This window comes from Cellvibrio sp. GW822-FHT04B05 (assembly GCF_058800985.1).
Map to the genome: position 1 here is coordinate 748,933 of NZ_JBXAMU010000003.1, position 23,995 is coordinate 772,927.

Annotated in this window: 17 protein-coding genes; 14 read left to right on the forward strand and 3 right to left on the reverse strand. The window is 47.4% G+C overall.

The annotated features are described in order from the left end of the window. The first annotated feature begins 65 nt into the window (after positions 1-65). The 3 genes from AC1RJL_RS13125 to AC1RJL_RS13135 all read left to right on the forward strand — a co-directional run bounded on the left by AC1RJL_RS13125 (position 66) and on the right by AC1RJL_RS13135 (position 3,418). On the forward strand, positions 66-626 hold the full coding sequence (locus tag AC1RJL_RS13125) for a TIGR00645 family protein (protein ID WP_492914691.1): 561 nt from the start codon (positions 66-68) through the stop codon (positions 624-626). 262 nt (positions 627-888) lie between these two features. Next, a complete protein-coding gene (locus AC1RJL_RS13130) occupies positions 889-3,015 on the forward strand; it encodes a TonB-dependent siderophore receptor (RefSeq protein WP_492914693.1) in 2,127 nt (708 codons plus the stop codon). Between the two features lie 226 nt (positions 3,016-3,241). Beyond that, positions 3,242-3,418, forward strand: coding sequence for a PLDc N-terminal domain-containing protein (locus tag AC1RJL_RS13135; protein ID WP_492914695.1), 177 nt, complete (start codon positions 3,242-3,244; stop codon positions 3,416-3,418). A gap of 68 nt (positions 3,419-3,486) precedes the next feature. Here AC1RJL_RS13135 and AC1RJL_RS13140 read toward each other — a convergent pair whose 3' ends face one another. Next, the gene (locus tag AC1RJL_RS13140; protein ID WP_492914697.1) at positions 3,487-4,488 is read right to left on the reverse strand and encodes an adenosine kinase; all 1,002 of its coding nucleotides are present in this window, start codon (positions 4,486-4,488) and stop codon (positions 3,487-3,489) included. Positions 4,489-4,745: 257 nt separating this feature from the next. Here AC1RJL_RS13140 and mrcB point away from each other — a divergent pair, with 257 nt between their 5' ends. The 9 genes from mrcB to AC1RJL_RS13185 all read left to right on the forward strand — a co-directional run bounded on the left by mrcB (position 4,746) and on the right by AC1RJL_RS13185 (position 15,041). Further along, positions 4,746-7,094, forward strand: a complete 2,349-nt coding sequence (mrcB, locus tag AC1RJL_RS13145; RefSeq protein ID WP_492914699.1) for a penicillin-binding protein 1B — start codon at positions 4,746-4,748, stop codon at positions 7,092-7,094. A 128-nt stretch (positions 7,095-7,222) separates the two neighbouring features. Continuing rightward, entirely contained in the window at positions 7,223-8,017 is a 795-nt protein-coding gene (locus AC1RJL_RS13150; RefSeq protein WP_492914700.1) for a DUF6249 domain-containing protein, read from the forward strand. A 5-nt stretch (positions 8,018-8,022) separates the two neighbouring features. Then, positions 8,023-8,571, forward strand: a complete 549-nt coding sequence (locus tag AC1RJL_RS13155; RefSeq protein ID WP_492914702.1) for an RNA polymerase sigma factor — start codon at positions 8,023-8,025, stop codon at positions 8,569-8,571. A gap of 24 nt (positions 8,572-8,595) precedes the next feature. After that, the gene (locus tag AC1RJL_RS13160) at positions 8,596-8,931 is read left to right on the forward strand and encodes a hypothetical protein (protein ID WP_492914704.1); all 336 of its coding nucleotides are present in this window, start codon (positions 8,596-8,598) and stop codon (positions 8,929-8,931) included. 370 nt (positions 8,932-9,301) lie between these two features. Continuing rightward, positions 9,302-10,828 carry a methyl-accepting chemotaxis protein gene (locus AC1RJL_RS13165; protein WP_492914706.1) on the forward strand — a complete coding sequence of 509 codons (1,527 nt, stop codon included), beginning with the start codon at positions 9,302-9,304 and terminating at the stop codon, positions 10,826-10,828. A gap of 101 nt (positions 10,829-10,929) precedes the next feature. Beyond that, positions 10,930-12,129 (forward strand): DNA topoisomerase IV, encoded by a 1,200-nt coding sequence (locus AC1RJL_RS13170; RefSeq protein ID WP_492914708.1) that lies wholly within the window; start codon positions 10,930-10,932, stop codon positions 12,127-12,129. A gap of 14 nt (positions 12,130-12,143) precedes the next feature. Continuing rightward, entirely contained in the window at positions 12,144-12,569 is a 426-nt protein-coding gene (locus tag AC1RJL_RS13175) for a type 2 periplasmic-binding domain-containing protein (protein WP_492914710.1), read from the forward strand. 163 nt (positions 12,570-12,732) lie between these two features. Beyond that, positions 12,733-14,322, forward strand: a complete 1,590-nt coding sequence (locus AC1RJL_RS13180) for an ABC-F family ATPase (protein WP_492914712.1) — start codon at positions 12,733-12,735, stop codon at positions 14,320-14,322. 125 nt (positions 14,323-14,447) lie between these two features. Continuing rightward, a complete protein-coding gene (locus tag AC1RJL_RS13185; protein WP_492914714.1) occupies positions 14,448-15,041 on the forward strand; it encodes a porin family protein in 594 nt (197 codons plus the stop codon). A 103-nt stretch (positions 15,042-15,144) separates the two neighbouring features. Here the strand turns inward: AC1RJL_RS13185 and AC1RJL_RS13190 are convergent, their stop codons facing one another. Both AC1RJL_RS13190 and AC1RJL_RS13195 read right to left on the reverse strand, forming a co-directional pair. Further along, positions 15,145-17,160, reverse strand: coding sequence for a glycoside hydrolase family 11 protein (locus tag AC1RJL_RS13190; RefSeq protein ID WP_492914715.1), 2,016 nt, complete (start codon positions 17,158-17,160; stop codon positions 15,145-15,147). 654 nt (positions 17,161-17,814) lie between these two features. Continuing rightward, positions 17,815-18,645: a siderophore-interacting protein gene (locus AC1RJL_RS13195; RefSeq protein WP_492914717.1), complete on the reverse strand. Its 831-nt coding sequence runs from the start codon at positions 18,643-18,645 to the stop codon at positions 17,815-17,817. A 223-nt stretch (positions 18,646-18,868) separates the two neighbouring features. On the opposite strand from AC1RJL_RS13195, the gene AC1RJL_RS13200 reads away from it, so the two are divergent. Beyond that, complete coding sequence (locus tag AC1RJL_RS13200; RefSeq protein WP_492914719.1) at positions 18,869-19,630, forward strand: glutamine amidotransferase; 762 nt, start codon at positions 18,869-18,871, stop codon at positions 19,628-19,630. A 317-nt stretch (positions 19,631-19,947) separates the two neighbouring features. Next, on the forward strand, positions 19,948-23,995 hold a 4,048-nt coding region (locus AC1RJL_RS13205), incomplete at its 3' end, for a hypothetical protein (RefSeq protein ID WP_492914721.1).

The following is a 23,995-nucleotide window of genomic DNA, read 5'->3' on the forward strand; positions in this document are numbered from 1 at the left end:
ACTTGTTTTTTGCCATTCTGTCTTTATATTGGCGCTAACTAAATTCCATTCCAAAAGGTGTAGTAATGAGTGATGTACCCCCCGTCTACAAAACCGGCTTTTTCCCCAAGCTGATTTTCAGCTCGCGCTGGTTGCAATTGCCCCTTTATCTGGGCCTGATTGTTGCGCAGTGCGCTTATGTGTATCTCTTTTTGCACGAACTTTGGCTTTTGATCCAAGGCGTTTCGACTCTAGGCGAACAACAAATTATGCTGATTGTGTTGGGGTTGATCGATGTGGTGATGATCTCCAACCTACTGGTAATGGTTATTGTCGGTGGATACGAAACCTTCGTTTCCCGCTTGCGCTTGAACGGTCACCCTGACCAACCTGAATGGTTAAGCCACGTAAATGCGACTGTATTGAAAGTAAAACTGGCGATGGCAATTATCGGTATATCCTCAGTCCACTTGTTAAAAACATTTATTGAAGCAGGTAATCTTGGTTCGCCTAATGCGAAGTTTACTGAAGCTGGTGTAATGTGGCAGACCATTATCCATATGGCGTTTATCGCCTCTGCGATTGGTATTGCGTACACCGATTTGTTGATGCAGCGAGTGAGTTCTGCGAATAAAAACGGGCATTAATTCCAGCAAGACCTGAATGGGCAGCCTTTATGAGCTGCCTATTTTTTTGCCCAAAATTTGATATTCACTCAAGTGGAATAAACCCTGGCGCTATCTTGCGCCGGACATTGTGGCTAGCAATGTTGTTGGATAACTGGTCAGGTGTCGTACGCTAAGTTTTTTTGGTAGAAAAACGTAAAGTTCTTAAACATGATGAAAGTGATTTTGATAACAATTCTCATTATGATATTCTGGCGCTCAAATTGTCACCGAGAACCACATCATGTTACAAAAATACTTCCAACCCCTCCCGCTTGTAGTCGCTATTCAAATTGTATTGGCTGCGGGTGCAGTGCAAGCGGTTGAAGATCCCAAAGTCGAAACCGTTACCATTCTTGGTCAATATACCGTTAACGAAAAAATCGACACAGCTACTGGCCTAGGGCTTTCGCTGATGGAAACACCACAGTCTGTAAGTGTGGTGACTGAGCAGCGTATTATCGACCAGAACCTGAGTTCGATTGCCGATGTGATCACCCAGACTCCTGGCCTGTCTTCCAAGCAAATGGACAGCACCCGTAATACATTCAGTGCGCGTGGTTTTGACATTGATAAATACCAGATTGACGGTGTTCCTCTGGCATGGAGTTTGGCGGGCGACTCTGGTGAGACCATCACCGATGTGTCTATCTATGAACGTATTGAAGTAGTTCGCGGTGCAACCGGATTGCTAACCGGTGCTGGCGATCCTTCTGCGTCGATCAACCTGGTGCGCAAACATGCTGACTCTGATGTGTTGAAAGGTTACGTGAACGTCGGTGTTGGTAGCTGGAGTAATAAATTTATTGCCACCGATATCGCCGCTCCGCTTACCGAAAGCGGCGCCGTTCGCGCGCGTTTTGTTGCCAAGAAAGAAGTGGGCGATACTTTCATGGATTTGCCGGAAGACGATAAAACCGTTGTGTATGGCGTAATCGATGCTGATATTACTGATCAGGCATCCCTGAGTTTCGGCAGCAGCTATCAGGATAATGATCCTACCGCTTCTACGTGGGGTGGTTTGTCTGCTTGGTATAGCGATGGCACCCGCACCAATTGGGACAGAAAAAAATCGTCTGCTGCCGATTGGACGTTCTGGGCATCCACCAATGAAAACCATTTTGCTAATTTCAATTATGAGTTTTCCAATGGTTGGGCATTAAAAATTAATTACAACCACAACAAGAACACGCAGGATTCACAACTGCTGTATCTGTATGGCACAGCTGATAAAACCACCGGCGTAGGATTAAATCCGTGGCCATTTAAGAGTGATGGCTACAGCAAGCAAGACAGTATTGATCTGCAGTTGAAAGGCGATTACTCATTATTTGGTCGAACCCACGAATTTGTTGTGGGTGCGTTGGATAGTGATCAAAAAGCAAAAACCTACACTTATGCTTACACCTCATCAGGCAGTGTCGGTGATTTTAATCAATGGGATGGCAGTTTTCCTGAGCCACTATGGGGTGCAGGTTCTGTGTCGGTTGCGTTTGATACCGAGCAGACCGGTTATTATGCGGCTACCCGTATTTCATTGGCTGAGCCATTAAAACTGATTGCCGGCGGACGTGTATCAAGTTGGGATCGTGTTGGCGTGAGTTATGGTGCTCCACAAACCTACGGTGATGATGATGTGCTGGTTCCTTATGTTGGTTTGCTGTATGAATTCCTGGATATCCATAATGTATATGTCAGTCACACAGGCATCTTTAAGCCACAAGTCGAGCGTAATGAGCAGGGTAATATGCTTGATGCTATCGAAGGCAATAACTCCGAGTTAGGTTTAAAAAGTGCTTTTCTAGACGGTAAATTGCAAACGTCGATAGCAGTATTTTTGATTAAGCAGGATAACCTGGCACAAGTTGCGGGTAGTCGTATCGTTAATGGGCAGCCAGAAAATTTTTATCGTGAGGCTGATGGCACTGAGAGTAAGGGCTTTGAATTTGAAGTAATCGGCCAACCGCTGGATAATTGGAATGTATCGCTCGGCTATTCCCAGTTCAAGGCAGAAGATCGCGATGGCATAGCTGTTAATACAGATCACCCGCGCAAGAAACTGAATTTGTTTACTACTTATGATTTCAGCGGAACGCTGGACGGCTTTATCTTGGGCGGCGGTATAAGTTGGGAAGATAAGAACTACACAGATACTGACAACGGTGCGACCTGGTTGCCTGAACGCTTGCAGCAAGATGCATACAGCCTTGTGAATTTGATGGCGAGATACCACATTAATGATCAGGTGTCTGTGCAGTTAAACATTGATAACTTGCTCGATGAAACCTATTACAGTCAAATCGGTTTCTTCAGTCAGTATGGCTATGGTGCTCCACGTAATTACACGCTTGGTGTTAACTACGCATTTTAATGGGCCTTGAGCAGTAAAAAAGACAGCATGTTGTTTTTAATAAGCTGATTTACTTGCCGGCATTGGTTTCATCGAGCTGGTGCATTTGTTGCAATGTAATGATTCAGACACAAAAAAGTCTGTTGCTGCTTATTGTTCGGTTTGCTTGCAAGTGCTCGCGCATCAGCTATGGTAATAAGTGTGCATCTGTTTTTTTACAGTAAATTCATACAGATAGGAGCAAGATATGAATGTTGAAGTAGGCGGAATCCTGGGGTTTATTTTACTGATTTGCGTTATTTACGCGATTGTAAAAACAACGCAAAGCAGTGCAAGTACGGGAACGAAAGTTCTCTGGATAGTAATACTTTTGTTGCTGCCATTCCTTGGGTTTATTCTCTGGTTTTTGTTTGGCCCTAAATAAGCCAAGCAGTATCTTTAGCAGGATGGGGCGATTTACATCTCGCCTCATCCTGTCTATTCACATCGCTATTAATTAAAAAACACTTGCTTTAACTCGGCGTGTTGCTCCGCGTTTAAGCGCGGACCGAATTGGCTTACGACTTTGGCGGCAGCGAGATTGGCAAATTCGCCCGCTGTTTTAAAATCTTTGCCTTGGCTCACAGCATACAAAAATGCACCCGCAAACATATCACCCGCACCATTAGTATCGACAGGTGTAATGAGTGTTGCCGATACTTTAGTAAGTGTGTTGCCATCAAATACCAATGCGCCATCACCACCGCAAGTAATCGCAAATTGTTTGCAGTATTTTTTCAATGCTTCACACGCTTCTTCCAGGGAGTGCGTTTGGGTAAATCCAATTGCTTCGTCACGATTACAGAAAATTAAATCGACACTGCTACCAATCATTTCTATTAATCCATCGCGAAAGAATTGCACCATCGCCGGATCGGACAAGCTTAGTGCAGTGCGAGTGTTATTCGCTTCGGCTTGTTTGCGCAACTCAATTGCCGCGGCGCGGCCGGTGGGCGAGGTAACCAGATAACCTTCGATGTAAACATAGTGAGACTGCGCAACGGCATCCAGATCCAATTCATTGGTTGAGAGGGTTTCGCTGATGCCGAGAAAAGTATTCATGGTACGTTCAGCGTCAGGTGTAATCATGACCAGGCATTTTCCGGTAATGCCGGCAGGCGGTGTGATATGTGTCGGTGTTGCAACGCCTGCCGTATGAATGTCATTTAAATAAAATTCACCATTTTCATCGTTCGCGACTTTGCATGAGTAAAAGTTATCACAACCAAAATAGCTGGCGGCGATAATGGTGTTGGCCGCTGAGCCGCCGCTCGCGCGATGTGATGCAACCAGATGATGCTGTAAATAGTCGATAAGTGCGTTTTGGCGCTCTTCATCTACCAATGTCATTACACCTTTGGCAACCGCCATTGTGGTGAGATCGCTATCGTCCAAAGTGATTTCAGTATCGACCAGGGCCGCGCCTATGCCATAAATGTGATATTGCTTGCTCATAAGCCGGTAACCTTTGTTTTATAAATTGATGTGAGTGGTAAATTGATAGGGGCTCGCAATTGTAAGGGCTCGAAATTGGCAAGAGCTTGAGATTGCGCGGCATTATGCAAAATTCATCGCGCGCGATAAAGCAGAAATGGATGTGCTTACCTATCCACCGTTTTTAGTCTCGCATTCACACAGGGCGGCAGTTAAACTGCGCGCATTATTTTCCGGCCTTTTTGGGCCTTGGCATATTCACTATTTAAGATTTATCCATGACCAAACGTCGCTCAACTTCCCGTCGCACTACCAAGTCCGCCATTTCTGCCTCACGTTTTAACTGGCGCGCGATAAGGTTGTGGACTTTTTACGGCCTGTTGCTGGTTGTGGCGCTGGTGGGAATCTGGACGTTCTATCTGGATACCGTGGTGCGCGCGAAATTTGAGGGGAAAAAATGGTCGCTGCCTGCACGGGTCTATGCTCGCCCGCTGGAGTTATACCAGGGCCAATCATTGACACCGGCGCTGTTTGAACAGGAGTTGCGCGCACTGGGTTACCGGTTCGACGGCAATATCAATTCACCCGGACAAGTGATTAAAAAAGTGACTGCCAGCTCACCGGAAGTGGTTTATCACATTCACAGCCGCGGGTTTGATTTCTGGGACAAAAAAGAGCCATCGCACAAATTTATGCTCCGTGTTGCCAATGGTAGTGTGCAGGGCCTGATTGATTTGGGCGGCGCTGACTTGCCACTGGTACGTCTTGAACCGGAAGAGATCGGCGGTTTTTATCCAGCGGATAAAGAAGATCGGCTGTTAGTACGGTTATCCGATTTACCTCCGCTGCTCGGCGAAACACTGTTGGCGGTGGAAGACAAACACTTCCTTGATCACCATGGCGTATCGCCACTGGCGATTGTGCGCGCCGCCTGGGTGAATGCGACTAACGGCGGCGTGGTACAGGGCGGCAGTACGATAACACAACAATTGGTGAAGAATTTTTATCTTACCAATGAGCAAAGTGTTCTCCGTCGCAAAATTCCGGAAGCGATTATGGCGTTGTTGCTGGAGCTGCATTACAGCAAATCCGAAATTCTGGAAACCTACATCAACGAAGTCTTTTTAGGTCAGAGTGGGCAGCGTTCAATTAACGGTTTTGCGCTGGGTGCACAGCATTATTTTCGTCAGCCGTTGCGCGAATTAAATGCACAGCAGGTAGCGCTCCTGGTTGGATTGGTAAAAGGTGCATCGTTTTATAATCCTTGGCGGAACCCGGAGCGCGCTAAAGATCGGCGCAATTTGGTGCTCACTGTAATGCATCAGGAAGGATTGATTACCGATCAGCAATTAAAGACCGCACAAGCGGCGCCACTGGGAATCGTTACTGAAGGCGATGCGCGCACCACGACTTATCCCGCATTTATGGATTTGGTGAAGCGCCAATTAAACGAGGATTACGACGAAGATGATTTGCGCAGCGAAGGTTTGCGCATTTTCACCACGCTCTCGCCGATGGTGCAGCGTCAAGCGGAAAAATCCATGAAGTTGCGCGTAGAGCAGTTGGAGAAACAATTCAAAACCAAAAACGTGCAGGGCAGCATGGTGGTTACCTCCGTTGGCGGCGGTGAAATTCTCGCGCTGCTCGGCGATCGCGATCCGCGTTTTTCCGGTTTTAACCGCGCACTCGACGCGAAACGTCCGGTCGGCTCCTTGCTGAAACCCTTTGTGTATTTAACGGCGTTGGAAAATCCGCAGAAATACAATCTCGGCACCATCATCAGCGATGCGCCGGTCAGTTATAAATCCGGCGGCAAATGGTGGGCACCGCAAAATGCCGACAAAAAAGACCACGGCGATATCCCGCTTTACAAAGGCCTCGCTTATTCCTACAACCAATCGACCGCGCGTTTGGGAATGACGCTCGGTTTGGATGCGGTCGCCAAAACGGTGAAGCGTGCCGGTTATGAAGGCAAGGTGCCGGAGTTGCCGTCGATGCTGCTCGGTGCGGTGGATATGTCGCCGCTGGAAATTGCCGGTATGTATCACACTCTCGCCGCCGAAGGTGTTTATACACCGTTGCATGCCATTCGCGAAGTACTCACGGCTGATGGCAAACCACTCAAGCGCTATCCACTTGAGCTGGAGCAGCGCTTTGCAAATGAATCTACCTTCCTGGTGCAATACGCGATGCAACGGACCTTGCGCGAGGGCACCGGCCGCAGCGCCTACAACCAGATTCCATCGCAGATCGATCTCGCGGGCAAAACCGGTACGACCAATGATCAGCGCGATAGCTGGTTTGCCGGCTACAGCGGTGAGCACCTGGCGATTGTGTGGCTCGGTCGCGATGACAATAGTGCCACACCGCTCAGTGGTGCTGGCGGCGCACTGCAAGTCTGGAGCGATTTTATGAAGCAGTTGCCGACCCGCAGCCTGGAGCAGGAGCCACCCGTCGGGGTGAGTTTCGATTGGCTGGATGACAAAACCGGTAAGCTGAGTGCGGAAACCTGTGAGGGTTCGACATGGTTACCACTGCTGGAAAAATTCCGTCCGCTCGAATCGGTCGAGTGCAATATCGAGAGCAAAAATCCGGTGAAAAACTTTTGGCAGAAGCTGGTGAATTAAACCGGTCTGCATTTCACAAAAATAAACCGCTCAGGTGAATCTGAAGCTTACCAGACTGCGTCTTAGCTTGTGAGTTGGGGGCAATATTGATGTAATCCTGCCCGGATTTTTCCTGAGAGGCTTTTCCCATGACATTATCTATAAGCTTGCCCTGCCGCCTGTTGCGCGCAATCGGCCTGGCGTTGGTCTGTGTAGCGCCAGTGGCCTGTAGCTTGGCTGCCACCGCAGCTGAGCTGGAAGGCACCCAGGTGCCGCTCGATGCTCCCCATTCGGCGCCAGTGCACATTGAGGTTTCCAATCCTGATGCTCATTCCGAGCCCAATCCTGCATTCAGCCAGGAATTAAACCAACATGAACTGGCAGTGCCGGCGGCACCAGATCCGGTTGTGCCACCTCCTGCTGCTGAACCTCCACCGCCGCCTGCATGGGACGATCATAATTGGTCTAACGATAAGCACTGGGAGCGCAAGCTGGAAAAAAGCCTGAGCAATGCATTTGGCGGTGGTCATGACGGTGACAACAATTTTCATCCGGCATTGCTGATCCCGATTCTGGCCATTGTCTTTATTTTTGGCGGTCCTCTCCTCCTGCTGATATTGATCCTCGTGTTTTTCTTCGGGGCCCGTCGCCGTCGCCAGCGCGATATCAATATGAATATCGATAAATTGCTCGCCGCAGGGCGCGATATTCCGGTCGAATTACTGCGTGGTGATGACCCTAAAAGTGATGAGCCTGTGGGTAGCCGTGACAAAGGTATTCGCAATATATTCCTCGGCACCGGCTGGCTTGTTTTCCTTACGGTTATGGTAGGTTTCGACATAGGTTCAGCCGGTTTTATCTGGATTGCGTTGGGCGCATCTCAAGTACTTATTTGGTATCTGAACCGACCCAATGTGACTGGACAGGCTGGGCAGCAGGACTAACCAGCATGTCCCTTTCCGATCAGGAATTGATTGCGCGGGTGGTCAGCCGCAAGGATCAGCACGCCTTCGCGCAGTTGGTTTTGCGCTACCAATCGCCATTGCGTATCTGGGCCAGACGCCTGTGCAATGGCGATACGCACCTCGCTGACGATCTGGCGCAGGAGACCTTTATGAAGGCCTATGCTGCGCTGGGCGCGTTTCGCGCTGAAGCCCGGTTCTCAACCTGGTTGTACCGTATCGCTTTTAATATTGCTGCCAATCGCTGGCGCGCAAAAAAGATCGAATGGTGTGAACTGGATGAGAATGAGGAGATCGAAGCTGAACAGTGCAGCGTAAAACAGTATCATGCGCAGAAAGACGTGGAAGCGGCCATGCAAACCCTGAGCGCAGGCCAACAAATGGCAATTCGGCTATGCTATGAAGACGGGTTTTCCCATGAAGAGGCTGCAACTATTATGGGTATTCCGCTTGGGACGGTGAAAACGCATATAGCGCGTGGTAAACAAAAACTGCAATCTCTCTTGGCGTCCTGGCAGGACGCCCTACCTCAGTGAAAAGCGAGTGAGCGAGGTCGACATATGAACGCCAAACAGTTTGATGATTTCCTGCAACAACAGTTGCAAGGCTCCAGTCCCTATCTTGATGATGGCGATTTTAGCGCGCGTGTAATGGCGAGTTTGCCTGCGCAAAAACGCTTGAGTCCCTGGGTGGAACGGTTGATTGTAAGTGTGCCGGTCACGTTGATTGCACTGCTGGTGCTTAGCCAATTTTCGCTGCGCGATTTTATTCAGCCGGTGTATGCCTGGGTGCTGACATTCGATATGAATAGCCTTATCTCGCTCGCGATTGCTATGGTGTTGGTGATGTTTTTTATTCCTTTATTTCTGGCATTCAAGCGTTCATCACTGTTTTAATTTGTCATATTTCTACGCTAATTTTTGCCCCCGGAAAATCGCTTAATTGCTGTAAGTAATTAAGCGATTTTTTTTAATCGTCATAAATGCTTATGAGTAGTTTTCCTCAGGCGTTGATGGCGCTAAATCCCTTATGGCGTTTGCGCATTCTCTGGGCGACTGCTATACCCAAATGACGTTATACAGACGACTACAAAACTACACCTTTCTTAAAGCGTTTTTTAAATTCGATTCATTTGTAATTTTTGATTTTACAACACACCGCGTCCACCTGAGGCAAGGCTAAATGCTCCGCTTGACCATCGCAAAAAAATTGATGTTGCTTGTCACGATTGCCCTTCTGGGGTTTGTTATCAGCCAGGGGTATTCGATGTGGATTGAACGAGCCAATAGCAGCCGTTTGGCTGAAGTGGAAAAGCGTATTTATCCTGCCCTTGAATTAACAACTGTGAATTTAGGTGCGCTCCTATTAATGGAACAGCAAATTAATAGTTCAGTAACAACGGGTGATGAAGGTGCGCTCGAAGATGCTGATAAACACTATCAGGAAATTCGCCAGAATCTGGCTAAATTATCCAGCCTCAGTAGCGATCTCGCAGGGGCAGCAAAAGATATTGATACACAATTGCAATCCTGGTACACCACCGCCGTGCGCATCGCCAAAAGTTTTATTGGCGGCAATGTCGATTTTAATCAGGTGGGAGCAGAAGCTGCAGCCAATGCCGAAAAATTAAAATTGTTGCGCAAATCCCTGGCGACAATGAAATCCGAAAAAGCAAAACGTTTTAATGAAGCGATTAGTGAAACCGTAAGCTCATCAAAAAGCGCATCGCAAATTGCATTGGTTATCGCAGTCAGTGCAGTGGTTGCATTGTTGGTGGTGAGTTTAATTATCAGCCGTTCAATTACCTCAAGCATCAATGAAGTAACCGAATCATTAAAAGAAATGGCCTCGGGCGCGGGTGATTTAACTAAACGTATCAACTATCCCGGGTACGATGAAATTCGCGATTTGGTGAAATATTTCAATGCCTTTGTAGAAAAACTGCATGGTTCTTTTGCCAATGTCAGCAATGATGTTGGCGGTCTTACCAAGGTGGCCACACGCCTGACAAATTCCAGCAGCCAAAATATGGGGCGTATCAATGAACAGGCGACGGCGATTTCCAGCATGCGCACGTCCATTGAAGATCTGATGAAAATGGTAAGCGAAATAGCAGAGTTTGCCGATAATGCATCGCATCAGGCACAAGATGCGAGCAGCGCTGCCGCGCGCGGCAAAGAAACACTCGCAACCAATGTATCGACTATCAGCACACTCGCAGAAGAGGTGCGCAGCGCGGCGGGCGTGGTTAATCGTTTTGAGGAATTTTCGTCGGATGTAGGACAGTTGCTTAACACCATCCAAAACGTTGCCGAGCAAACCAATTTGCTTGCGCTTAACGCAGCAATTGAAGCAGCACGCGCCGGCGAACATGGGCGCGGTTTCGCTGTAGTTGCAGATGAGGTGCGCGGACTCGCTGTTCGCACCCGTCAGGCGACAGAAGAAATTCACAAAGTGATTAGTGAGTTGCGGCAAGTATCAGCAAACGCAGTAACGGCAATGCAGGGTAGTGTAGAGCGCGCCAACCGCGGCGTGGAAGCAACCGTGGCCTCAGGCGAAGTACTCAATTCTATTTTGAATAATGTAGAAACAATTAGCAGTATTAATGAGCGAATTGCCGCCGCAACCCACGAACAAACGGTGACCTTTTCCCATGTGTCTGAGCATGTGAATGGTATTTATAACAGTACTCAATTGGTTACCAGCTCCACTAACGAACTCAATGAAATCAGCCACGATATTGGCCATATCAGTCAAGAGCTGCGCAAAATTGCTGGCCAATTCCGCGTTTAATATTTCTGTAAGACCCGGTTTTATAGCATCACCTGGTAGCGATGCTGAATTTTCAGGGAGTTCAAGCACAGGCAGTGCGCAACATTAGGAGTGACACACACATGAACAAAATTAGCTCGAGTCGTAAAAAACACAGCCTTGCGTTAGCCATTGCATTTTGTATGGCGGTGCCATTGGCGCAGGCAGGCGATCTCAACTTCTCCGGTTTTTTATCCGTCGGCGGCGGTATGGTCGATGATGAAAATGGCCCTGCTTACGGCGGCTATGATGAGGAAGATTTAACGTTCGACAACAATCTTTTGGGTATCCAGATTTCGGGCAACGTTTCCGACAAATTGACAGCAACAGTGCAATTAACTGCACGCAGTGAAAAAGATTATGAAGTCGAGGCCGAGTGGGCTTATTTAAGTTGGCAAGCAACCGAAAATAGTAAAATTCGCGCAGGCCGTTTGCGTACGCCTTTTTATATGTTTTCTGATTTCCTTGATGTAGGTTATGCCTACGCATGGATTAGTCCTCCACGTGAAGTTTATTACCTGCCATTTAATAATGTTAATGGTGTGGATTTTTATACGACCCATACCCTGGGAGTTTTCGATACTACTTTCCAGGCATACTTCGGTGGCTTTGATGACAAATTGGATCTTAATAATGACGGCATTTTGGAGGCGGCAAAAACCCGCAACCAAATGGGTATTGCCGGGACTTTAGGTAAAGATTGGTGGACCTTGCGCGCGGCTTACCACAAAGCGGATTTGTGGATCGATGTAACGGGTGTTCCCGTTGGCACTACCACCGTCGGTGGTTTTGCCGGACTCCTGACGGCGCTTGGTTTTGCTGATAATGCGAATAAATTGTTGGTTGAAGAGGATAGCGTCACCTTTGCCGAAGTCGGCCTTAACATCGATACCGGAAGATTTGTTGCGGCGCTTGAGTATGTAGAGTTTGAACCGGACGATGCTCTGCTATCCAAGAACAAACGTGGTTACGCAATGGGCGGTGTGCGATTTGGTGATTGGTTAGTGCACCTCACCGCATCCCAATCCAAAGATGATGCTTCCAGTCTGGACGGCGGTATTCCGGCCAATCAGGCGATCCCTGTCGTCGGTAGCACCAATGTCTTGATTGGGACACTGCAAGCGGTAGCTGCTTCGCAAGCGGTTGATCGGGAGGTAATCTCGATTGGAACCCGCTGGGATGTCACCACTGGTACTGCGCTCAAGTTCCAGATAGATGACATTGATGATAAAACTCGAGGCGATCAGAAAGTATTTTCCGTCGCCCTGCAAACTGTGTTTTAGGAGGGGGTGCCATCATGAAAAAATTCATTTGTGCTGTGGCTACAACCTTAACACTTGGTTTGGCTGGCCCTACCTGGGCAGAGGTTGCGGTGATTGTGCATCCGTCAGCCGGGTTCGACTCATTGACTGAAGACGATGTATCGCGCTTATTTCTCGGCAAAAGCAAAAGCTTTCCGGCAGGTGCACAGGCTGTCCCGGTAAACCAAAATGAAGGCTCGGCGGCGCGCGACAAATTCAATGAAGCCGTTTGTAAGAAAAATGCCAGCCAGTACAAGGCCTACTGGTCGCAACTGGTGTTTACCGGCAAAGGTACACCGCCAAAAGATGCCGGTGACGATGCAGCTGTTAAGGCCTTGATTGCCGCCAATCCCAATATGATCGGCTATATCGATGCCGGTGCGGTAGATGCCAGCGTGAAAGTGGTTTACAGGGTTCCCTAAGCGGCCTCGTCAGCCAGCTAATACCGGCGCCCGCCTTGTGCGGGCTTTTTTTATACACAATTAAATTCCTGCCGCGCCGCCAACTAGGCTAAAATGCGCGCCTTTTTTACCCATTTATCTTTATTTACTTCCTTTTAGTCGCACAGTCGCAGAGAAATTACCCGTGATCTCCACCGCCAATATCACCATGCAATTTGGTGCAAAACCGCTTTTTGAAAACGTTTCGGTCAAATTCAACAACAGTAACCGCTATGGTTTGATCGGCGCCAACGGCTGCGGTAAATCCACGTTTATGAAAATTCTGGGGGGCGATCTGGAGCCTTCTGGCGGCCAGGTTATGCTCGAGCCCAATGTGCGTTTGGGTAAATTGAAGCAGGATCAATTCGCTTATGAGGAGTTCTCGGTCGTTGATACAGTGATCATGGGGCACGCCGAGCTGTGGGCGGTTAAAGCCGAGCGTGATCGTATTTATGCCTTGCCGGATATGAGTGAAGACGACGGTATGCGCGTCGCCGAATTGGAGGTTGCATTTGCGGAGATGGATGGGTACACCGCCGAATCGCGCGCGGGGGAATTATTGCTTGGCCTGGATATTCCTATCGAACAACATTTTGGCCCGATGAGCGCCGTTGCACCGGGTTGGAAATTGCGGGTGTTGCTGGCACAGGCATTGTTTGCTGATCCGGATGTGTTGCTGCTCGACGAACCGACTAACAACCTCGACATCAACACCATTCGCTGGTTGGAAGGCATGCTCACCCAGCGCAACAGCACCATCATTATTATTTCGCATGACCGTCACTTTTTGAACGCGGTGTGCACACACATGGCCGATCTGGATTACGGCGAGTTGCGTGTTTATCCCGGCAATTACGACGATTACATGATGGCGTCTGAGCAGGCGCGTGAGAAATTATTAAATGAAAATGCGAAAAAGAAAGCGCAAATTGCCGAGCTGCAAACCTTCGTGAGTCGTTTCTCTGCTAACGCTTCCAAAGCCAAGCAAGCAACATCGCGCGCAAAACAAATTGATAAAATCCAACTGGACGACATCAAACCATCAAGCCGCGTTAGCCCTTATATTCGCTTCACGCAAAACAAAAAATTACATCGTCAGGCAGTGACGCTTGAAAGTGTAAGCAAGGGTTATGATCGCCCGTTGTTTACCGATTTAAGTTTGCAAGTTGAAGCGGGTGAACGCATTGCGATTATCGGTCCCAACGGCGCGGGTAAAACAACTTTGCTGCGTTGTTTATACGGTGACTTGCAACCGGATGCCGGAACAATCAAATGGGCTGAGCAAGCAGAGATAGGATATTTCGCGCAAGATCACGCCGCTGATTTTTCTTATGACACCAATTTGTTTGACTGGATGAAACAGTGGACCAAAGGTGACGAACAATTAGTTCGCGGTGCATTGGGACGCATGCTTTTTTCTAATGACGAAGTTAAGAAAAATGTAAAAGTGTTATCCGGTGGTGAAAAAGGCCGTATGTTATTCGGTAAGTTAAGCCTGATTAATCCCAACGTAATGTTAATGGATGAACCAACAAACCATTTGGATATGGAGTCGATTGAGGCATTAAACCTTGCATTGGAAAATTATCCGGGCACGTTGATTTTTGTCAGCCATGACCGCGAATTTGTGTCGTCATTGGCAACACGGATTATCGATATGCAACCAAGTGGGTTAATTGATTTCCACGGTAACTATGAAGACTATTTGCGCAGCCAAGGCATTTACACAATGTAAAATTTGCAAATCGTTTTGTACAAAGCCCGCTTATGCGGGCTTTTTTTATGCGCGCGTTAACGCACAGAGCATATGGTTTTTTATTTTTATCCTGTACCTGTCTTTTAAATAAGTGGGAGTTGATTATGAAAAAATTATTAGCTGTTCTGTGTATGGGTGTTTGTTCGTCAGCTGTGGTGGCGCAAAGCGACACTTCAAATCGCGGCAATGGTTGGCAATTCCAACCAGAGTTTTCTATTGGTGGCGGTTACGGCTTAACTAAGTTAAAAGATGGCGACTTCGATGAAGACGAAGCTGCCAAAAAAGTATTTGCAGTTGTAAAATTCAATGAATATATTGGTGTTGAAGCAGCTTACATTGACTTCGATGAATCCGGCAACGGCGCTCTTGATATTGACCTTAAAGGAAAGGCACTGAATTTAATTCTTGAGTTGCCTGTATCACAACGTTTTTCGGTCTACGCGAAAGGTGGACAACTGTGGTGGGATGCTGACGCTAATATTGACACATCAGAATTCATTACCAGCAATGACTATGATGGCAACGAAACTTTTTGGGGTTTGGGAGCCAAATTCCGTTTGGCAGAGCATTTGGATTTGCGTGTAGAGTATGAACGTTTCAATTTCGAAATTTCACGTAATGAAATTAATGTTCTGCAGCCAAACGATATTAATATGGATGTTGATTTCGCCAGCGTGAATTTGCAATTTACTTTCTAATGTGTAACGTCATTTAAAAAGGAAATTTTAAATGAAAAAAGGGGCGAATGATTCGCCCCTTTTTATTTGCTTTGCCACTTAAAAGCTTATCGGATTTTGATTTTTAATTGCAAACCACTCCGCCACCGCCTGTACCCTGGCTGTTACAGGTGCTGGTAGTGATACAGCTGCGCGAATTCTCCCAACCCCATCCGCTCGCCGTGTTTTGGCAGGTTGGATACAGGGTTCCCCACCAATTACACTGGCAATTGCCGCCAGTACCGGCACTGCTACGACTGCTGCTGGTGACGACTGCCGTACTACTACGACTGCTGCTGGAAACAGCCGGGGTACTGCTTGTAGTACCGCCAGTGGGTGCAACCGCACGACCGGTATTTGGATCGATTCTACCCGGGCAAAGACCTTTGTTGCGCAGTGTTGAAGCGATCTGTGCAATAGCGCTGTTGGTGTTGGTATAGCTGCCGTCGTGCATCAGGATTACCTGGCCATTTTGCAATTGGTTCACCGCGTTGACGATGGCCGAGGCGCTGGCATTATTCCAATCCTGTGAATCTACATCCCACGTCACAATGCGCAGGCCGGCAGCTTGTGCCGCTTGCTGGATGGTCGAGTTCACTTCGCCGTAAGGTGGACGGAATAAAGTAGGTTTGGGTGCGCCAGCATTCTGGATTGCTTGATTAGTACGGTTCAATTCGTCTGATACCTGCGCCAGCGTCCAGCTGGTCATATGCGAGTGAGTGAAACTGTGGTTGTGCACTTCGCCTACACTGCGTTCCAATGCAATCAGTGAAGCGTTGCTGGCGATATTATTGCCCTGGTTGAACCAGGTCACCGGGGTCAGGTTGTGTTGTTTCAGCAAGTTGATAAGCGCAGTGGTATTGGAGTTGGGGCCGTCATCAAAGGTGATCCCGACATAACCGCTGCAGTTATTGTTGTTGCCGGAGCTACTGCTGGTCCCTGTATTGCCGCCGGTGCTGCTGGTGCCGCCGCTGCCATTACAATTGCCGCTGAAACAATCATAGGTGTAGCCAAAGCCGATCACGCCGTTGCAGTGCATGGTTTCCGAGCGGGAACCGCCGCCGCATGAGCCATTGCCATAAGTGGCGGTGTTGTAATCCATATCTTCAGCCTGGCGGGTTTCACCATTCACCTGGATGTAATCAATAATCGCATCACGGCCGCTGGCATCATTGTCGTACTGCACCTGGATATCGCCGGATGCGTTACCGGTATAGGTGTAATTTTGGAAGCTGGTAGTCAGCGTCCAGTTGGCTACCGTTGCGCCACCCACACGCAGGTTGATGTGTTCACTGCCCGCAGTACCGCGTGCACGGACGACAATACCGCCTCCGCCACCATTGGGTGTTGAGCTGCGTACAGAGCTGCTGGTAACTGTGCCGGTGGAGCTTTGCGGCGTGCTGCTTGTGGTTGCTGTACCTTCACTTACGGTGATATCGGAACTACCGCGGCTTTGATAGCCCTCGGTCGCCAGCACCTGATAATCGTGCGCGCCCAGAGTCAGGCCCTTGCTCGCCCAAAAGTTAGCATGGTTGGCAAAGGTGATGGTGCCGGAAATAGCGCCAAAGCCTTTTTTGGGATTCCGCACGCTGAAGTATTGGTAGAAGGTTTGGGTGCCGTCGATTGACGGTTGTTGGACACGTTGGCAGCGGCGTACGTTATAGGTTGCGCCATCACTTTGAAAACTGCCGTAGTCAGTACCGCCGGAACAACTGGCCGGATTATATGAGCCGTAGCTTTCGATAACGTAATATTCGATCAGCGGGCTTCTGGTCCAGCCATACAAAGCCAGATAGGAGTTTTGGCTGTTATCGACACCGTAAGTGCCCGAGTAGCTCACAACCCTTGTGCTATTGCCTGGTTTCCAGCCTTTGCCGCCCACCCAGTTATTCGTGCTGTTAGTCCATTGGGAGGTATAGCGTCCAGCCGCTTGCAGACCCATTGATGCATCGCCGGAATCCTTCCAAAAGGTATAGTAAAAACCATTATTGGTTCCCGTTGCGTTTGATGTGAGGGTTTGGGCGCTAGCTGTAGTTGCCCCGATACCCAGTGCGCAGATGAGCGTGGTTACGACATTTCTGCCGATGTTGTGTAATTTCATTATTAGATCTCCGGAGTGTGCCTCTCAACCAATACAGCCAATAGAGGAGGAGGCTGTTGGAAGGCGTATCCTGTTTATTGCAAACAGGGGTTTTTCATCGAGTGCCATACTGCTTTGCTGTTATTGTTAAAACTACCTGGCGGTGTCGACATGCACTTGTATACATCTCACATCATGATGTTGTCAATTGAACCATATGTATATTGTCATCAAAACCATATGTGTGTCTGATATTTAGAATCTGACAAGAAAAAGCGGTATTTTTTAATTGTTTTTTTATTTAACGTTGAGGTCGGTTTGCGAGAAAAAATTTTGATTTTTAATCGATATTAATGATAACCAGGCAGCGGGTAATTCGAAAAATGTTGCGTGTTAATTGCCTGTAAAAATAAAGCTAAATATAAAAATAATAATAAATGTTGGATTTTGCTAACCTAATTAAAAAAATGTCGGAGAGTTTTACTTACTCCCGTAGTGCTCGTCATAGCTGTTCGAAATAGCTGGCAGTTTTTATATTTAATCAGCCATGTGAAAAATTATCCCGATTACCTTGATAAAAAGGTAACCAGTGATGGTAAGCAAATTCTGATGTCCGAAAAATCCTAATTCACTACGCATGAAGCAAGACGCAAATCTTGCTTCATTAAATTGTGTTTAGTCTTCCATTTTTTCATGAGCATCTGCTACGCCGAGTTGCCAGTAGCCAGCAGCTTTAACCCATTTCGGATTCATGTTCCGCTCTTTTACAAGATAGGAACGAATCACGCGCGCAGCTTTGGTTTCGCAGGCGATCCATGCATAACCATTGCCATCGGGCAAGGTTACATTTTCCAGTGCATCTTTAATTACTGTAGTGGTGCCAGCCGCGGCGCCTTTTCTGTAACACCAAATGATTTCAACTTGCGCTGGTGAAGACAAAGGAATTTCGTCGCCGATGTTATCGATTTCAATTAGCACAATTGCTTTTGCTGTTGGTGGTAGTTCTGCGAGTCGTCGCGCAATGGCAGGCACTGCGGTTTCATCGCCGGCCAGTAAGTGAAAATCGTATTCGGTGGGAACAATAAATGAGCCTTTTGGCCCGCCGACTCCTAACCAATCGCCGGGTTTTGCGTGTATCGCCCACGCGGTCGCAGGTCCTGCTTCATGCAAGGCAAAGTCAATAACCAGTGCGCGTGCATTGCCATCAAAGAATCTGGGGGTGTAATCGCGCATAACCGGCTTGGCACCTTCCGGCCACACTGGGCCGTTTGGCCCCACTTCCGGCAGGCGAAGTTCACCGCTGTCGGCATCCGGAAAAAACAATTTTATGTGATCATCAAAACCGGGGCTGTCGAATCCTTCAAGATCATCACCGCCCAGGGTGATGCGGATAAAACTGGTCGCAAACCGTTCAGTAGCGGTAACCTGTACTTTGCGAAAGCGTAGCGGCAAGCGTATGCGCTGTGGTGCCAGCGTGGATGCATCCACCGCGTTAGTTGAGTCCATGGGTATCTCCTGCTAATGCTTAACTGATTTCCCCGCAGGTTTTCCATGCGGGAAGTTGATAGCAGAATGGTATCTCGCTTTGGCTGAAAAATGTTAATCCGCTGAAGAGTATGTATACTTTTTTGTCAAAGGTTAATGTTCCTGTGATTATTATCATCTATTTAAAACCATTCCTTGTTGAGCAACTTGTTCAAAAATCCAGACGAAGAATCGAACGATGTCCATGAGTGAACAAATCAATACCGGCACCCAAAAACCGATCCTTATTGTATTGGCGGGACGAACTTTTCCAGAGATAAGTAAAACCCAGGGCGATTTTGATGAGTGGATTGCGCGCGGATTGGGAAATTCTGTTGCGCATATCCCTATAGATGCGCGGACAGCATCGCTACCAAACCCTGCAGAAATTTCCGGAGTGGTGGTCAGTGGTTCTCATTCGATGGTCACTGATCATCAACCATGGAGTGAGGAATTGGCAAAGTGGTTGAGAGAATGTGTTGAAGTCAATTTGCCGACACTAGGGATATGTTATGGCCATCAGCTGCTTGCCTATGCTTGCGGCGGCGTAGTTGCCAACCATCCTGCCGGTATAGAAATCGGATCAAAAATTATCGCTGTGTCTGCCAGTGCAAAGGAGGATTATTTATTCAGTGAAATGCCAGCCACATTTCCTGTGCAATTAGTGCATTCGCAATCGGTGTTGCAACTTCCAAAAGCGGCAATAGTTTTGGCTAGGGGCGATCACGAATTACATCAAGCTTATCGTGTAGGTAGATGTGCATGGGGCGTGCAATTTCATCCGGAGTTTTCGGCGCAAGTCATGCACGGCTATATTGAACACATGCAAGAGCCGCTTGCCAAACAGCAGCTTGATCCTCAAGTATTAAACGCCGCTGTCAAAAACACTCCCGAGGCTGCGTTGCTCTTGCGCAGGTTTGCTGCTTATGTAGAACAGTCTCAACTTCAGGTTCATCCAGCAGGATAAGTTACAAATAAATCGCAATCACTGCTTCTTGTTGCATCATTGCTTCCGATGATGAGTAATCTCTACTGCGAGTTTTACCTACCAAGAGCATGTTTCCATATTAGTCATCCCGCTCTAAGCAAATCCTGTCAATACAGAGGAATAATAATGGTTCATCAATATGGATGATAGCCCCCCATTGTTCTGGCATACTAGTCGTCCGTCATCGGGCGAACGTGGTTTTATTGGATTGATGAGATTTCATAGATGAAACCTGGGTATACGTGGATGATGCTTGGAAGTAGATAAATCTAAAAACGAAAAATGGAGTAATTCTAATGTTAGAGATCAAAAAAGTATTACGTTGCGCAATCGTTTTTGTAATTGCTTTAAGTGTCCAGCTATTAGGGGTTATCGTTAATGCCCAATCCGGACCACCCCCGCAGAATATTTATAACGTTGACTGGAATGAGAAGCTTGCTCCCAATCTTGGTATGAAGGCTCACACCAATGAGTTACTTGGCGACCAGATAGATTTGAATACTGGCAGATTGAGTTTCGAACATGTTGATGTATCCATTCCTGGTAATTCTCATCTGCCGGTGGAAATTCGTCGCCGGGTAAATCCCAGCCAACCATTCAATAACGAATTCGCTGATTGGTATCTGGATATCCCCAGGATCAGCACCAATATTAACGGTTACGATTTTACGCGTGGAAACCGGTGGGGGAAAAACAGGTGTACCCAACCACTGGTTAACTCAATTCCCCATTCTTATTTGCCAAGGCACCTGGATGATACTGCTTTGCCACTGCGCCCGTTTGAATACAGCAATGGTGTGATACTCGATGTTCCGGGAGCCATCTCTACCCCCGTCCTTGATAAAGGAAGTACATTAAATTGGCCCGCGGTAGCTAAAAAAGTCACTGCTAAAAATTGGTACCTCACCTGTATAGATAATATTGATGGCACTGGCACAGAAGGATTTTACGCACATGCGCCAAATGGTGATCGATATAAATTTGACGTAGTGAATCAGAAAATAGTCGCTCAATCAGACGCATGGCGAGTCCATTCTGTAAACGTTGTTTATCAATCTATTGACCAGAAATATTTGGATATTTTGTATGTTTCGGAAGTCACGGACAAAGACGGAAACTGGGTGAAATACAATTATGACACGTTGAAGAGACTGACCAGTATCACATCCAATGATAGCCGTACAATCAGCATTGAATATGTAAACACAACCAGTAAAAACATAAAAACGGTTACTGCGAATTATGGGACTGCTGACGTCCAGAGCTGGAATTACACGTATGGTTCAAAGAGTACTCCTGAGTGGGAAGTGCCAGCAGTTGCGTACGATGCACCAACAATAATAAACCGGTCTTATAGCACCCTGATTTCGGTAACCAGGCCCGATGGAAAATTATGGCTATTTAATTTGGCTGGCTTATACGCTAAACCCATACCGGGAACCCAGTATGAGCACCGCGTAATTCAAGGAGGAGTAAGAAAACTTTCGGGAATCATGTCGCAATGTAAACAGCAGGCCCAAGTAGTTTCCATCACTCACCCTGATGGCATAAAGGGTGAGTTCACTCTTGAAGAAAGAAATTATTTTATACCAGTATCTGTCAATGCCCCTCATGGAGCTCATTGTCCAAAAACCGTTGCCGGGGTAACTTCTCTTCCCTTTCAGGATGTGATGTCAATTACAAAGAAAAAATTAACATCCAGTAGCACACCTGACGCGATATGGACCTACAGTTATCAATCACCATTCTCATCCAATCCATTTAATATCACAACAATCATTTCTCCTGATAACACCAAACGTATTAATTATTATCATCCACCCGAAACTCATACATCGCTTGCAAAATCGGAGCTCTATGAAAATCAATCAGCAACACAGTTTTTAGAAAAAACAGACTTTACTTATTTAATTGAACCATCGGCCGGAGGATTTTATGCATCCTATTATTCCACGGTAGAACCGTTTCAACCTATCAGAGCAACGGAAACCAAAATTACCAGAGGTAGTGATTGGTACAACACGAAGAACACCTACAACACAGATTTAAATTCGGCGACATACAGCTATGGTTATCCGATAAAAGTTGAGCAGTGGTCAAGTCTTGGTGGTGGAACAAGAACAACCGATGTCACTTATCTCAAAGATGCTGACGACTGGATTCTTGGTTTAATTGATACGATTACCAAGAATGGAAAATTGTTTGATGATTATGACTATGACACCAAGGGTCGGCTTATCACCCACAAAAAATTTGGTGTTACGGTTGCCTCGCTGGGGTATCACACTAACGGCATCCAATCCGGTCAACTCAATTGGTATCGCGATGCATTAAATCGCCAGGTTACCTTCAATGATTATTTCCGCGGTGTTCCTCGCGCTATCACTCGTCCTGATGGCACACAAGTCGGTTATCAGATTGATAACAATGGTTGGGTTAAGGGGATAACCAATGCACGGGGATTCACCACCAATTATCAATATGACAACATCGGTCGCCTTACTTACATAGACCGTCCGCAATCCTGGACTGACACCAGTATCAGTTACAGTTATTCCGGCGGCAATGTGATACAGGCAGCGACCAATGGCACAGAGCGAACCACAACGATTCATGACGCAATGCTGCGCCCCCGTCAAACTTATCGCGAAGATTTAAATGGAATTGTTGGTGCAATCCACTCCAGCAAAACCTATGACGCGCTGGGACGCGAAACTTTCACCTCCTTACCAGGAATTAATAGCCCTTCAGTCTATGGTAAATCTGCAGGTTACGATGCGCTTGGACGCATAACCCAGGTCACAGAAACAGCGCCAGGCGGAGGAACTACTTACTACACTTATCTCGCAGGAAACAAAACACGCATAACTGATCCGATGGGAAATATTACTACAACAACTGCCAGTGGCTTTGGCAACCCCGATGATGGCAAAGCGTTGAAAATTGAAAAGCCCGCAGGTATTACCACCGATTTCAGCTACGACATCTATGGCAACCTACAAACCATCACACAAGCAAAAGGGAATGGAACCAATCATATCAGTAAATATTTTTATGACAGTCGCTTGAGGGTTTGCCGTGTCAGTATTCCTGAGAAAGGGGATACATTATCAGCCTACAACGACGCCAATGAAAAAACGGAATACGCGGAAGGCCAAACCGCAGGCACCGGTTGTGCGACTATACCCGCCGGTGCGCGTGTAAGCCTTGGTTATGATTTATTGGGTCGCCTGACCACAACAGGTTTTGCTGACAGCACACCCGACATCGGCCGCACTTATGACGCAAACAATAACTTGCTAACCGTAAATCGCGGTGGGGTGAATTGGACCTATACGTATAACGCCATTGATCTTCCCGATGCAGAATTGCTCACGCTGGATGGTCGCAGTTATGGTATTACCAACGGCTACAACACCGACGGTACGCTCACCAGCAAAATCTATCCCAGTGGCAGACAATACACTTACGGCAATGACAGCTTTGATCGCGTCACCCGTATTAGTTACGGCGCACTGGATTACCTCAACAATATTCGCTATCACCCGAATGGAAAAATCAACCAGCTTAATCGTGGTAATGGCGGGCTTTACGAATTGGCATTGAATGATCGGCAATTGCCTTATTACATTTGGGGCAACTGGGGTGATCACAAATTTTATAGCTACGATGCCAATGGCCGAGTCACCGGAATTGATTCTACCGGTTACAACGTCTACGACCGCACCTACACTTACGACGGTGCAGGTCGCCTTGCCACGGCTGCTGGCCCATGGGGTTCGGGCACTTACAGTTATGACTCTCTAAGTAATATCACTCAAAAACTTGAAGGCTCACGCATTGTTGATGTTCAGTACAATAGCCTGAACCAGGTGGCTTATGCGCGCGATAGTGCGAACGGAAACAATTGGCGCACTTACAGTCATGATGCACGCGGTAATGTCATTAGCGATGGTCGCAACGGTTTCACCTACGACCTTGCTAACCAGCCAATAACGCAAAGCGGAATGGTTAGTGGCAGTTATGTATATGACGGTCATTTGCGTCGCGTTAAGCAAGTCGTCAACGGCGAAACCATTTACTCCGTCTACGACAAAGCCGGTGTGTTACTCACTCGCGACAATGCAACCACTAATGAAAAAACCGATTACCTTTCCGTTGCAGGTGAAACATTTGTACGCATCAAAAACGGTGTTGCTTTTTATCCGTTGAATGATCATCTCGGTACGGCCTTTATGGAAGCCGACCAGAACGGTAGCGTAGCGGTATCAAAAACCTACAATTACAATCCGTTCGGCGAAAACATCAACTATTTGCCTTTCGGTACAGCGGGGAATGATCCGG

Coding starts and splice junctions, on each gene's coding strand:
- AC1RJL_RS13125 (WP_492914691.1), top strand. CDS start 66: ATGAGTGATGTACCCCCCGTCTACAAAACCGGCTTTTTCCCCAAGCTG.
- AC1RJL_RS13130 (WP_492914693.1), top strand. CDS start 889: ATGTTACAAAAATACTTCCAACCCCTCCCGCTTGTAGTCGCTATTCAA.
- AC1RJL_RS13135 (WP_492914695.1), top strand. CDS start 3,242: ATGAATGTTGAAGTAGGCGGAATCCTGGGGTTTATTTTACTGATTTGC.
- AC1RJL_RS13140 (WP_492914697.1), bottom strand. CDS start 4,488: ATGAGCAAGCAATATCACATTTATGGCATAGGCGCGGCCCTGGTCGAT.
- mrcB (WP_492914699.1), top strand. CDS start 4,746: ATGACCAAACGTCGCTCAACTTCCCGTCGCACTACCAAGTCCGCCATT.
- AC1RJL_RS13150 (WP_492914700.1), top strand. CDS start 7,223: ATGACATTATCTATAAGCTTGCCCTGCCGCCTGTTGCGCGCAATCGGC.
- AC1RJL_RS13155 (WP_492914702.1), top strand. CDS start 8,023: ATGTCCCTTTCCGATCAGGAATTGATTGCGCGGGTGGTCAGCCGCAAG.
- AC1RJL_RS13160 (WP_492914704.1), top strand. CDS start 8,596: ATGAACGCCAAACAGTTTGATGATTTCCTGCAACAACAGTTGCAAGGC.
- AC1RJL_RS13165 (WP_492914706.1), top strand. CDS start 9,302: ATGTGGATTGAACGAGCCAATAGCAGCCGTTTGGCTGAAGTGGAAAAG.
- AC1RJL_RS13170 (WP_492914708.1), top strand. CDS start 10,930: ATGAACAAAATTAGCTCGAGTCGTAAAAAACACAGCCTTGCGTTAGCC.
- AC1RJL_RS13175 (WP_492914710.1), top strand. CDS start 12,144: ATGAAAAAATTCATTTGTGCTGTGGCTACAACCTTAACACTTGGTTTG.
- AC1RJL_RS13185 (WP_492914714.1), top strand. CDS start 14,448: ATGAAAAAATTATTAGCTGTTCTGTGTATGGGTGTTTGTTCGTCAGCT.
- AC1RJL_RS13190 (WP_492914715.1), bottom strand. CDS start 17,160: ATGAAATTACACAACATCGGCAGAAATGTCGTAACCACGCTCATCTGC.
- AC1RJL_RS13195 (WP_492914717.1), bottom strand. CDS start 18,645: ATGGACTCAACTAACGCGGTGGATGCATCCACGCTGGCACCACAGCGC.
- AC1RJL_RS13200 (WP_492914719.1), top strand. CDS start 18,869: ATGAGTGAACAAATCAATACCGGCACCCAAAAACCGATCCTTATTGTA.